Here is an 11567-nt window from a genome sequence, read left to right as displayed (position 1 = left end):
GGACCGCCACGTCTGATGCCATGCGCGGGGCGCCGCCCCGCCACATGACGCTCCCCCAAGCCTACCCACGCCGGGCCGGGCGCACGTTCCGCGGGCCGGATCGTGTCAGCCGCCGGCGAGCGATCCGGCCTCGGCGGTGAGCGGGCGCGCCCAGTCGTCGGCGGGCAGGAAGCCGTCGGCGTCGGATGCCTCCTCCGCGCTCGTCGGGATCGGCGTCTCGGGGGCCGTGCCGGGCGCCGCGGGTGCGTCGGACCCAGCGGGACGCGGCGCCGGCCGCTCCGCCGTCGTGCGCACCCAGCGCAGGTCGTGCCCGATCGAGTCGGCCTCGACGTCGACCGCGATGCCCTTGCGGTCGCCCGCCTCCCACGAGCGCACCTTGAGCTTGCCGGCGACCACCACATGGTCGCCGCGCGACAGCGACCGCGATGCGTTCACCGCGAGGCGGCGGAACGCGCTGACCGTGTACCAGTTCGCCTCGGCGTCGACCCACTGCTGGGTCTGGCGGTCGAACCGCCGCCCGCCCGTCGCGAGCCGGAACGTGGTGAGCTCGACGCCGCCCGAGATGACTCGGTGCTCGGGCTCGGTGCCGATGGTGCCGGTGAGGGTGATGCTGTCGTGCATGGGTGGTCTCCTCTGGGTCGTGGCTGACGGATGCGACGGGCCGGACGCCCGCCCGCGACGCCGGAGCACGGGGCTCGTGCCGGATGGACCCGCGCCCCGACGTCGCGGTCACGAGTCTGCGGGCCCGGCGGCGTGCCGTGCGGGCTCCCGCCCGAGGGCATCCGCCCCGCTCTGCGGCCACCGACTGTGGAGGAGCGACGTCGTCCGGCGCCCGTAGAGTGACGAGCATGATCTACGTCGCCGACGACACCCGATACGACTCGATGGACTACCGGCGCGTGGGCCGCAGCGGGCTGCGCCTGCCCGGGCTCTCGCTGGGCCTCTGGCACAACTTCGGCGACGAGCGGGGCCTCGACACCCAGCGTGCCATCGTGCGACGCGCGTTCGACCTCGGCATCACGCACTTCGACCTGGCGAACAACTACGGCCCCCCGCCCGGCAGCGCCGAGGAGAACTTCGGCCGCCTGCTGGCGACCGACCTGAAGCCCTACCGCGACGAGCTCATCGTCTCGAGCAAGGCGGGCTACGACATGTGGCCGGGACCCTACGGCGAGTGGGGCTCGCGCAAGTACCTGCTCGCGTCGCTCGACCAGAGCCTGGCCCGGCTCGGCCTCGACTACGTCGACGTCTTCTACTCGCACCGGCCCGACCCGGACACGCCCGTCGAGGAGACGATGGGCGCGCTCGCCTCGGCCGTTTCGCAGGGCAAGGCGCTGTACGTCGGCATCTCGAACTACGACCCCGAGCAGACCCGCGCCGCTCAGGCGGCGCTCGCCGACCTCGGCGTGCCGCTGCTGATCCACCAGCCGCGCTACTCGATGTTCGACCGCACCCCCGAGGAGGGCCTCTTCGACGCGCTCGACGAGCTCGGCACCGGCGCGATCGTGTTCTCCCCGCTCGCGCAGGGCATGCTCACCGACCGCTACCTCGACGGCATCCCGAGCGATTCGCGCGCCGCGACCAGCCGCTTCCTCTCGCAGGAGCAGATCAGCTCCGAGTACCTCGAGCGCGTGCGCGGCCTGCGGGAGATCGCCGACGCGCGCGGCCAGTCGATCGCGCAGCTCGCGCTGAGCTGGGTGCTGCGCGTGCCGACCGTGACCAGCGCGCTCGTCGGCGCGTCGAGCGTCGCCCAGCTCGAGCAGAACCTCGCCGCGCTCGACGCGCCGGCGCTCACCGACGACGAGATCGCCGCGATCGAGCCGTTCGCGGCGCACGGCACGCGGCTCGGCTGACCGCGACGGGCGGCGCCCCGAGGCATCCGGAGCCCTGTCGCAGGTCCTGAGCAGTCCTCGCCCGCCCGGGCGCGCCTTCCCGCCGTCCGGGGCCGGCCGTCGTAGCCTGCGGCCATGCAGTGGTGGAACGCATTCACGGAATGGCTCTTCGACCCCGAGACGCTGCCGGTGCTCTTCACGGCCGGCGTGCTCTTCCTCGCGGTGCTCGTCTCCGGGCTGCTCGCGGCCTGGATCTCCCGGTCGGCCGTGCGCGGCCTCGTCACCCGGCAGGAGCGCGAGCTGCGCTCGTCGGCGGTCGCCGCATTGGTCGACGCCGCCACCGAGGCATCCGTCTGGAACTCGCTGACCCCGCAGGAGCAGGTGCTCTCCGACCGCGCAGTAGGCCTCGCCGACGTGCGACTGCGCCTGCTGCCCGTGAAGGGCGCCGACGTCGCCGCGAACTGGGCGTCGCACCAGTTGCACGAGCTGAAGCGCGCCTCGGCGACGTTCGGCTACCAGCTCGACCCGGCCGTCGGCGAGTTCCGCGACCGCATGGTGCAGTGGCAGCGTCACCCCGGCCGCATGCGCCGCCAGTTCCAGGCCGACCTCGAGCGCTGGCGCACGCAGGACACCCGGCCCGAGCAGGCCGTCGTCGAGCAGCAGGACGAGTGGGTCGCCCAGCAGCACCACGACCGGTACTCCGACACGCAGGCCGCGCCGACGACGGATGCCGCGGAGCCGGCCCCGCCCGCGACCGAGGCTCCCGCCGAGGAGCGCCCCGTCACGATCGGCGCGCCGCAGCCCCGCCAGGACGCGACGCCGACCGGCAGCACGCCCGTCGCGCGCTGACCCGTCGGCGTCAGCCGACGCTCAGCGCCACCAGTCGTCGAACATCGACACGGGCACCTGCCGCTTGTGCTCGGTGGCGAGGTAGCGCGCCTCGATGAGCTCGGCGGTGCCCTCGTCGATCTCCTCACCCTCGAGGAACGCGTCGAGGTCGGCGTAGGCGAGGCCCAGGTTCGCCTCGTCGGCCTGGCCCGGGTCGTGGTCGAGCAGGTCGGCGGTCGGCGTCTTCAGGTAGATGCGCTCGGGCGCGCCCAGGTGCGCGAGCACCGCACGGCCCTGGCGCTTGGTGAGCCCGGTGAGCGGCAGGATGTCGGCGCCGCCGTCGCCGTACTTGGTGAAGAAGCCCGTGACCGCCTCCGCCGCGTGGTCCGTGCCGACGACCAGCAGCGCGTCCTCGCCGCCGATGGCGTACTGCGCGACCATGCGGGCGCGCGCCTTGATGTTGCCCTTGCCGTGGTCGCTGAGGGCGACACCGGTGGCATCCGCGTACTCCGCGGTGAGCCCGTCGACGCCGCGCTTGATGTTGAAGGTCACCTGCTCCTGCGGCTGGATCCACTCGAGCGCGAACGCGGCGTCGTCCTCGTCGTGCTGCACGTCGTAGGGCAGGCGCACCGCGACGAAGCGGGCCGGATGCCCCTCGTCGGCCAGTTCCGCGACCGCGAGCCGGCACAGGCGGCCGGCGAGCGCCGAGTCCTGCCCGCCGCTGATGCCGAGGACGAATCCGTGCGCGCCCGTGGCGCGCAGGTACTCCTTCAGGAAGTCGACCCGGGCACGCACCTCTGCGGCCGGCTCGATGGTGGGCTTCACGTTCAGCTCTGCGATGATCCTCGCCTGCAGTTCGCGCATGGCACGAGGCTAGCGCCGACGTGTTACCGGCAGGAAACGCCCTCGGCCCGCGGCAGCGCTCCGGTAGCATCGCGAGCGACGCCGACGCGATCGGCGACACCGCTTCCGGGGGGAGGTGCGCCGTGGAGGTCACGATCGGCAACCTGGTGATCATCGTCGCCGTCGGCGTGCTCGCCCCGCTCGTGGCACGTCTCATCGGCACCTGGCTCGCGATCCCCGTCGTCGTCTTCGAGATCACGCTCGGGATCGTCGTCGGGCCCGACCTGCTCGGCTGGGTCACGGTGGACGACCACACCGAGCTCGTCGCGAACTTCGGGCTCGCGATGCTGTTCTTCCTCGCCGGCGCCGAGATCGACTTCCGCGAGATCCGCGGCAGGCCGCTCACCACCGCGCTCGCCGGCTGGCTCGTCTCGCTCGGCGCGGCCCTCGGCCTCAGCTTCGTGCTCGCGCAGCACGTCGGTGCGGCCGTGTTCATCGCGATCGCGCTCACGTCGACCGCGCTCGGCACGATCCTGCCGATGCTCCGCGACGCGGGCGACCTGCGCTCGCCCTTCGGAATCGCCGTGACCGCCGTCGGGGCGGTCGGCGAGTTCGCGCCGCTCATCGCGATCTCGATCTTCCTCAGCGGCCGCACGCCGCTCCACGCCTCGCTCGTGCTGCTGGGCTTCGCGGTCATCGCGGGCCTCGCGATCTGGGGCGCGGCGCGCGGCGTCGGCGCCGAGTTCGAGCGCCTCGTGACCGCGACGCTGCACACGAGCGGCCAGTTCGCGGTGCGCCTGTTCATGGTCGTGACCATCACGCTCGTGGGCGTCAGCGTCGTGCTCGGCCTCGACATGCTGCTCGGCGCGTTCACGGCCGGCGTGCTCTACCGGCTGCTCATGAACGGCTCCGACGAGGCGCAGACGAAGGTCATCGGCTCGAAGATCGACGCGGTCGCGTTCGGCGTGTTCGTGCCGGTCTTCTTCATCTACACCGGCGTCACGTTCGACCTCGAGGCCCTGCTCGCGTCGCCCACTGCCCTCGCGCTCGTGCCGATCTTCCTCGGATCGTTCATCCTGCTGCGCGGCATCCCGAGCCTGCTCTCGCTGCCGCGAGGCTCGAACCGCCTCGATCGCGGCGCGATGGTGCTCTACGGGGCGACCGGCCTGCCGATCATCGTCGCGGTCACGGCGATCGGCGTCGACCAGGGCGACCTCGGTTCCGAGGTGGCATCCGCCCTCGTCGGCGCCGGCATGCTGTCGGTGCTCGTCTACCCGCTGCTGGCCCTCTGGCTGCGCCGGAAGTCGTCGGACGCGCCCACCACGGGACCCGACGACGACTACGTGCCCACGGTGGCGTGAGGCATCCGCCCGCCCTGCGCCCTCCGGAGGCGTCCGCCCGGCCCTGACCGGCCTCCCAGCGCCCCACCGGTAGGCTTGTCGGCGCCGGCCCCCGTAGCTCAGCGGATAGAGCAGCAGCCTTCTAATCTGTCGGTCGCAGGTTCGAGTCCTGCCGGGGGCACCGAGGCGGTGCCGTGCGGTCGTCCGCCACGCACCGACACGCGACGCGCTGGTGTACGCCGGGCGAACGCTCCGGGAACCTTCCGGACGCCCTGCGGGGGCGTCACCTGCAGGTCACCCGCCCGCGCGAACATGTCGGCGTGGAGACGCACAGCTGGCACCGCTACGTGGCGATCGGGGACTCCCTCACCGAGGGACTCGGGGATCCGGCGGGCGCCCGCGGCGAGGACGAGTGGCTGGGGTGGGCCGACCGCCTGGCCATCATCCTCGACGGGCACGCCCGGCTCGCCGGCGAACGCTTCGAGTTCGCCAACCTCGCCCTGCGCGGCAGCCGCATCGGCGACGCCGCGCGCACCCAGGTCCCGCGCGCGATCGAGGTCGGGGCCGATCTCGTCTCGGTCATGATCGGCGGCAACGACCTGATGAGCCCGACGGCCGACCCGGACGCCGTGGCCGCCGAGCTGGAGGACGTCGTGCGCCGGTTGCGGCGCAGCGGGGCGAGCGTGCTGCTGGCCAACTGCTTCGACCCGCAGTTCGCGTTCTTCCTGCGCCCGTTCCGCGGCCGCGCGGCCGTGTTCAACGCCCACGTCTGGACCATCGCGCGCCGCCACGGCGCCGCCGTGCTCGACGTGTGGGGCACGGCCGAGTTCCAGCAGCCGTCGATGTGGGCCGCCGACCGCGTGCACCTCAGCACCGCGGGCCACCGCGTGCTGGCGCGCCGGGCGTCGCACTCGCTGGGCGTGCCGTACGCCGAGTCGGCGGAACCTCCCGAGCGGATGCCCGGGCCTGGGCCGTCGCCGGTCACCGAGCCCGTCGCGCTCCCCGGGCAGGCGCCGATGTCGCTCCCCCGCTGGTTCGTCGTGCACGCGCTGCCGTGGATCGGGCGTCGCATGCGGCGCATCTCCAGCGGCGACGGGCGCGCCCCCAAGCGCCCCATCCCCGCCCCGGTGCTGCCCGGCGGCGTCGCGCCGGCCGGGTTCGCCGACGGCGGGCCGCACTAGACTCGGTCGCATGGGAACCTCGGGAGACCGGCTCGTCTGGATCGACTGCGAGATGACGGGACTCGACCTCGAGGTCGATGAACTCGTCGAGATCGCCGTGGTGATCACCGACTACGACCTCGAACCGGTCGACGAGGGGCTCAGCATCGTCATCAAGCCCGATGCATCCGCCCTCGAGCACATGGGCGACTTCGTGCGCAAGATGCACACCGAGTCGGGCCTGCTCGAGGAGATCCCGGGCGGCAAGAGCGTCGCCGAGGCCGAGTACGAGGTGCTCGAGTACGTGCTCGCGCACGTGCCCGACGAGCAGAAGGCACCGCTCGCCGGCAACACCATCGGCACCGACCGGATGTTCCTCGCCAAGTACATGCCGCGGCTCGACGCGCACCTGCACTACCGCAACGTCGACGTCTCGTCGATCAAGGAGCTCGCCCGCCGCTGGTTCCCTCGTGTGTACTTCAACGCCCCCGCCAAGCACGGGGGGCACCGCGCCCTGGCCGACATCCTCGAGTCCATCCGCGAACTTCGGTACTACCGCCGCGCGGTCTTCGTGGCCGACCCGGGCCCGACCAGCGACGAGCTGGCGCAGATCTCGGAGGCCGTCGTGAACGAGTTCACAGCAAAGGTGTAGTAAAGTCGTCGAGTTGCCTCGTTCGGCGTGCGTCGAGCGAGTCCGCATGGTGGGTATAGCTCAGTTGGTAGAGCGCCTGGTTGTGGTCCAGGAGGTCGCGGGTTCAAGCCCCGTTACTCACCCCACTTCGTCCCCTCCCCGCGAGGAGTGCTGATGGCCGTCGAACTCGACGAGGACGCCTTCGAGCAGCTCGTGGTCGATGAGCTCGACGCCCTGCCCGACGACATGGTCGACGGGCTCGAGAACGTCGTGTTCGTGGTCGAGGACACCCCCGAGGACGGCTCGCTCGACCTGCTCGGCGTCTACGAGGGCGTCGCGGTCACCGAGCGCGACCGGTACGGCTTCGGCGAGATGCCCGACCGCATCGTGCTCTACCGGCTCGGGCTGCTCGACGCGTGCGACGACCTCGACCAGTTGCGCGACGAGATCCACGTCACGCTGGTGCACGAGATCGCCCATTATTACGGAATCGACGACGAGCGGCTGCACGAGCTCGGTTGGGCCTGATCCGTGGGTACGATCATCGGGTGATGCCCGGTCCCCTGCGCGCGCTCCTCATCGGCCTCGGCGCGCTCGCGATCATCGCGCTGGGCCTCTACGGCCCCGCCACCCTGCTCGGTCCGCTGCCCGCGGTCGCGGTGCAGGCGGTCGACCCCGGCGCCCAGACGGCCGGCACGGTCGAGGTCGAGCTGCCGGACGCCGGTGCGTCGTCGGTCGTGGTGGTCGACCCCGACTCGCCGGAGACGGCGGCCGAGTCGGTGACGCTCGCCGAGGCGGGCATCGAGGACCCGGTGCCGATCGCGGGCGTCGCGAAGCTCGTGCTCGCGCTCGCCGTGCTCGAGGCGCAGCCGCTCGCCGCCGGCGAGCCCGGGCCCGACATTCCCGTGACGCCGGCCGACTACGAGGCGTACGTCGACTACCGCAAGCAGGGCGCACGCACCGTGCAGACGACGCCGGGCGACACCTGGACCATGCGCGACATGCTGCGCGCAGTCGTGCTCGGCTCGAGCAACAACCACGCCGACGGGCTCGCGCGCTGGGCGTTCGGCTCGGTCGACGGGTACACGATCGCCGGCAACGCCTGGCTCGCCGAGCACGGCATCGCCGACACCGTGGTCGTCGATGCGACCGGACTCTCCGACGACAACGTCGGCACCGCCGCCGACGCGGCACGGCTCGGTGCGTACGTCGCGGTCGAGCCCGCGCTCGTCGACATCCTCGCGACGGCCGACGAGCGCACCTACGGCGAGCGGGCCGTGCCCGACGTGTCGGCGCACGACATCGACGGCGTGCGCGGCCTCTCGCGCTCGTACACGAACCAGGCGGGGCTCTGCTTCGTCTTCCTCACGACGTTCGGGCAGGGCGACGACGTGCGCGTGCTGTCGGGCGCGTTCCTGCGCATGCCCGACTACGACACGCTCGATCCGGCGGTCACGACCGCCATCGAGGGCCTGAAGCTCGTCGACGAGGAGGTCACCGTGATCACCGAGGGCGACACCTACGCCGTGCTCACGGCGCCCTGGGGCGACCGGGCCGAGGCGGTCGCGGCGAGCGATCGCACGCAGCCCGCGTGGAACGACGCGAGCGGCACCCCGGAGGTCGTGGTCGAGGCGTTCAGCACGGGCTCGCCCGGCGACCAGGTCGGCAGCGTCACCGTGCCGACCGCCGACGGCGACGTCACGACCGCGCTGGAACTCGACGCGGCGATCACCGACCCGGGCCCGATCTGGCGGCTGACGCACCCGTCGCTGATGCTGGACGCGTTCTTCGCGGGCTGAGCCGCGCGGGCGTGGGCGGCCCCGCGCGCGTGCTGCCGGTCAGTCGTTCTCGTCGTCCGACTCGACCGGGTCGGAGTCGGAGGCGTCGAACCGGTAGCGCACGTGGACCATGCCGGCGACGTCGCGCTCGTCGATCGCGTCGTACCAGAAGAGCGACTCCAGCCCGTCGACCGCGGCCATCATGCCGACGCGGCGCTCGTAGTCGCCCGCGACCAGGATGCGCTGCTCGGCCTGGCCCTCGAGGGGGCCGTCGACGAACTCCGCGGTGTACCGCACGGCCTCATTGCTCGCGTTCATGTCCCCACCGTAGTCCTCCACCCGCCGCGCGGGAACGGTCACGCGCCCGCGACGACGAGGTCGGCCCGCGGCGCGGGCGCCGCCGCCGACACGTAGGCGCGCCACTGCCGCTCCCACTGCGCCCAGTGCGGATCGAACCCGCCCGCGTCGCGCTCCAGCGCCCGGCGCTTGCGCGCCTCCTCCCCCGCGACCACCCACACCCGCACCACCCGCGGGTCTGGAAGCACGCCGGGGAGGGTGAACGCGCCGCAGCCCTCGACGAGGAGGGGGATGCCGGGACGCAGGAGGTGCGACTCGGCGGGGCGGTCGTGCGCCCAGTCCCAGCGGCGCCACGTGCCGGCACCGCCGCGAACGCGCGGGGCGAGCACCCCGCGCCGCACGGCCGCCGAGCCCGCCGCGAGGCCGTCCCATCCGGGGTAGACCGAGTCGAGCCGCAGCAGCTGCACGCGACGCGCACCGGCGGCGTCGAGCACGGCGTCGGCGAACGTCGACTTGCCGGCGCCGCTCGGGCCGTCGACGAGCACGGTCGCCGACGGCTCCGCCCGCAGGAGGGCGGCGAGTCGCCGCACGGCGACGGCGGGCGCGAGTCGCTCAGGCAACGACGAAGTTCCAGCTTCCGGATGCCACCGCGACCGCGACGCACACCGCGGCCGCCAGCGCGCCGATCGCGATGAGCGCGACCTCCGCCCCGCCGAAGTGCACCTCGCGCGCGTGCGTGCGTGCGACATCGGCCCCGAAGCCGCGCGCCTCCATCGCGGTGGCGAGCTTCGACCCGCGGCGGATCGAGAGCACGAGCAGGCCGAAGGCCTGGCCCGCGAGGCGCGGCACGATCCAGCGGTCGCCCACGCCGCGCGCGCGGCGCGCGAGCGCGAGCGCGCGCCAGTCGTCCATGAACAGCCCCACGAGACGCAGCGCGCCCAGCGCGCCGAGCACGAACCGCTCCGGCAGCCGGAGGGTCTGCGACAGCCCGTCGGCGAAGTCGGTCGGGTCGATCGTGAGGAAGAGCACGACGGCGGGCAGCGCGATCGCGATCACGCGGGCGGCGGTCGACAGCCCGATCTCGATCGACCCCTGCGAGACCTGGATCAGCCCCCACTCGAAGTAGACCGTGCCGCCCGTGCGGCCGTAGAGCAGCATGCTGACGCCCGCGAGCGGACCGGCGATCCACACCACGGCCGTGCGAGGCGACCAGACGAGCGACCCGAGGCCCGCGGCCCAGAACAGCACGACCTCGAGCACGATCGCGGTGCCCGCCGACACCGGGTCGAGCGTGAGCAGCAGCGCGATGCTGAGCGGCACGGTGGCGGCCACCTTCGCGACGGGGTTGCGGCGCCCCACCCAGGTGGTGCCGCCGCGCGCGTCGAGCAGGCTCATGCGGGCACCCCCTCGTGCGCGAGGTCGAGCCGGAGATCGGCCAGCGCGTCGACCACGTGCTCGTCGTGCGTGACCGCCACGATCGCGTGGCCCTCGTCGCGCAGCACGCCGAGCAGTGCGACGAGCTCGGCCCAGGTCGTCGCGTCCTGCCCGAACGTCGGCTCGTCGAGCACGAGCACGTCGGGCCGCGACGCGAGCACCGTGGCGACCGACAGCCGCCGCTTCTGCCCGCCCGAGAGGGTGTACGGGTTGGCCTCCGCGAGCCGATCGAGCCGCAGTCGCACGAGCAGGTCGTCGACACGCTCGCGGATCTCACCGTCGGGCACCTTCTGCCCGCGGGGGCCGACCGCGAGCTCGTCGCGCACGCGCCCAGTGAGGAACTGGTGCTCGGGGTCCTGGAACACCGTGCCGATGCGAGAGAGCAGCTGCTTCGAGCGCCAGCGATGCGGCGCCGGGTTCGCCCCGCGAGCGAGGGCGGCGGATGCCTCGAGCCGGCCCGCCACCGGCGGGATGAGCCCGGCCAGGGTGAGCGCGAGCGTCGACTTCCCGATGCCGTTCGGCCCCGTGACGCAGGTCGCGTTGCCGGAGCGGACGGCGAGGTCGAGCCCGCCGAGCACGGACGCCGACGGGTCGCGCCCGACGGCCAGCCCCGCGGCGTCCAGGAGCACCGGCCCCTGCGCGGACGGCACGTGGTCGGGCAGCAGCCGCCGGCCCGGCAGCCAGATGCCGTCGCGCGCCAGCTCCTCGGCGCGTTCGGCCAGCACCGCCTCTGGCGGGCCGTCGGCGACCACGCCACCGGCACCGAGCACGACGACCCGGTCGATCACCGGCAGCCAGGCGTCGACCCGGTGCTCCACGACGACGAGCGTCGCGCCCGACTCGCGCGTGACCCGCTCAACGGCGTCGCGCACCTCGCGCACGCCCGCGGGGTCGAGGTTCGCGGTCGGCTCGTCGAGCAGCAGCAGCCCGGGGCGCATGGCCAGCGCGCCGGCCAGCGCAAGCCGCTGCTTCTGTCCGCCCGAGAGGTGCGAGGTCGGGTGGTCGAGCGGCAGGTCGAGCCCGACGGCGTCGAGCGCCTCCCGCACGCGCGGCCAGATCTGCTCCCGGGGCACGCCGGCGTTCTCGCATCCGAATGCCACGTCGTCCCCGACCCGGGCGAGCACGACCTGGGCATCCGGGTCCTGCAGCACGAGCGCGGCGGAACCGGCGCTCGCGGGCCGGCCGCCGACGAGCAGCGAACCGAGCGCGTCGCCCTCCTCCTCGCCGCCGAGCACGCCCGCGAGGCCGTGCAGCAGGGTGGACTTGCCCGAGCCCGAGGCGCCGAGCAGCAGTACGCGCTCACCGGGCTCGACGGCGAGGTCGAGGCCGTCGATCGCCCAGGAGCGACGGCCCGCGTGCCGCCAGCCCCAGCCGACGGCGCGAACCGCGGCCGGGGTGGCGGCACCGGGAACCACTCGGGTCAC

13 protein-coding genes and 2 tRNA genes are annotated in these 11567 nt (G+C 73.4%); 9 read left to right on the top strand and 6 right to left on the bottom strand.

Annotation, left to right across the window (positions count from 1 at the left end):
* Positions 1 to 105 precede the first annotated feature (105 nt).
* Positions 106 to 621: a single-stranded DNA-binding protein gene (gene ssb, locus QMG39_RS14825; protein ID WP_281886339.1), complete on the bottom strand. Its 516-nt coding sequence runs from the start codon at positions 619 to 621 to the stop codon at positions 106 to 108.
* Between the two features lie 227 nt (positions 622 to 848).
* Here ssb and mgrA point away from each other — a divergent pair, with 227 nt between their 5' ends.
* Positions 849 to 1853 (top strand): L-glyceraldehyde 3-phosphate reductase, encoded by a 1005-nt coding sequence (gene mgrA / locus QMG39_RS14820; RefSeq protein WP_281886337.1) that lies wholly within the window; start codon positions 849 to 851, stop codon positions 1851 to 1853.
* 114 nt (positions 1854 to 1967) lie between these two features.
* Positions 1968 to 2681: a hypothetical protein gene (locus QMG39_RS14815; RefSeq protein WP_281886335.1), complete on the top strand. Its 714-nt coding sequence runs from the start codon at positions 1968 to 1970 to the stop codon at positions 2679 to 2681.
* A 21-nt stretch (positions 2682 to 2702) separates the two neighbouring features.
* On the opposite strand, the gene nadE is transcribed toward QMG39_RS14815, so the two are convergent.
* On the bottom strand, positions 2703 to 3524 hold the full coding sequence (gene nadE / locus QMG39_RS14810; protein ID WP_281886333.1) for an NAD(+) synthase: 822 nt from the start codon (positions 3522 to 3524) through the stop codon (positions 2703 to 2705).
* Positions 3525 to 3646: 122 nt separating this feature from the next.
* Here nadE and QMG39_RS14805 point away from each other — a divergent pair, with 122 nt between their 5' ends.
* The 7 genes from QMG39_RS14805 to QMG39_RS14775 all read left to right on the top strand — a co-directional run bounded on the left by QMG39_RS14805 (position 3647) and on the right by QMG39_RS14775 (position 8433).
* Positions 3647 to 4864, top strand: coding sequence for a cation:proton antiporter (locus QMG39_RS14805; RefSeq protein WP_281886331.1), 1218 nt, complete (start codon positions 3647 to 3649; stop codon positions 4862 to 4864).
* Positions 4865 to 4951: 87 nt separating this feature from the next.
* A tRNA-Arg gene (locus tag QMG39_RS14800) sits at positions 4952 to 5024 on the top strand.
* A gap of 139 nt (positions 5025 to 5163) precedes the next feature.
* Positions 5164 to 6024, top strand: coding sequence for an SGNH/GDSL hydrolase family protein (locus tag QMG39_RS14795; RefSeq protein ID WP_281886329.1), 861 nt, complete (start codon positions 5164 to 5166; stop codon positions 6022 to 6024).
* A gap of 10 nt (positions 6025 to 6034) precedes the next feature.
* On the top strand, positions 6035 to 6655 hold the full coding sequence (gene orn, locus QMG39_RS14790; protein WP_281886316.1) for an oligoribonuclease: 621 nt from the start codon (positions 6035 to 6037) through the stop codon (positions 6653 to 6655).
* Between the two features lie 49 nt (positions 6656 to 6704).
* Positions 6705 to 6780 (top strand) — tRNA-His (locus tag QMG39_RS14785).
* 28 nt (positions 6781 to 6808) lie between these two features.
* On the top strand, positions 6809 to 7162 hold the full coding sequence (locus tag QMG39_RS14780) for a metallopeptidase family protein (protein ID WP_281886314.1): 354 nt from the start codon (positions 6809 to 6811) through the stop codon (positions 7160 to 7162).
* Positions 7163 to 7185: 23 nt separating this feature from the next.
* Complete coding sequence (locus QMG39_RS14775) at positions 7186 to 8433, top strand: D-alanyl-D-alanine carboxypeptidase family protein (protein WP_281887309.1); 1248 nt, start codon at positions 7186 to 7188, stop codon at positions 8431 to 8433.
* Between the two features lie 39 nt (positions 8434 to 8472).
* Here QMG39_RS14775 and QMG39_RS14770 read toward each other — a convergent pair whose 3' ends face one another.
* From QMG39_RS14770 to QMG39_RS14755, 4 genes are read right to left on the bottom strand one after another with little or no spacing between them, the layout of a single operon-like run.
* Positions 8473 to 8730, bottom strand: coding sequence for a hypothetical protein (locus QMG39_RS14770; RefSeq protein WP_281886311.1), 258 nt, complete (start codon positions 8728 to 8730; stop codon positions 8473 to 8475).
* A 38-nt stretch (positions 8731 to 8768) separates the two neighbouring features.
* The gene (locus tag QMG39_RS14765; protein WP_281886309.1) at positions 8769 to 9329 is read right to left on the bottom strand and encodes a nucleoside/nucleotide kinase family protein; all 561 of its coding nucleotides are present in this window, start codon (positions 9327 to 9329) and stop codon (positions 8769 to 8771) included.
* Positions 9322 to 10104 (bottom strand): energy-coupling factor transporter transmembrane component T family protein, encoded by a 783-nt coding sequence (locus tag QMG39_RS14760; protein ID WP_281886307.1) that lies wholly within the window; start codon positions 10102 to 10104, stop codon positions 9322 to 9324. Before QMG39_RS14760 ends, QMG39_RS14765 begins: the two co-directional genes overlap by 8 nt.
* Positions 10101 to 11567: an ABC transporter ATP-binding protein gene (locus QMG39_RS14755; RefSeq protein WP_281886305.1), complete on the bottom strand. Its 1467-nt coding sequence runs from the start codon at positions 11565 to 11567 to the stop codon at positions 10101 to 10103. Before QMG39_RS14755 ends, QMG39_RS14760 begins: the two co-directional genes overlap by 4 nt.

This window comes from Agromyces rhizosphaerae, from assembly GCF_027925245.1.
GTDB classification, from domain to species: domain Bacteria; phylum Actinomycetota; class Actinomycetes; order Actinomycetales; family Microbacteriaceae; genus Agromyces; species Agromyces rhizosphaerae.
This window is presented reverse-complemented; position numbering and strand designations above follow the sequence as displayed.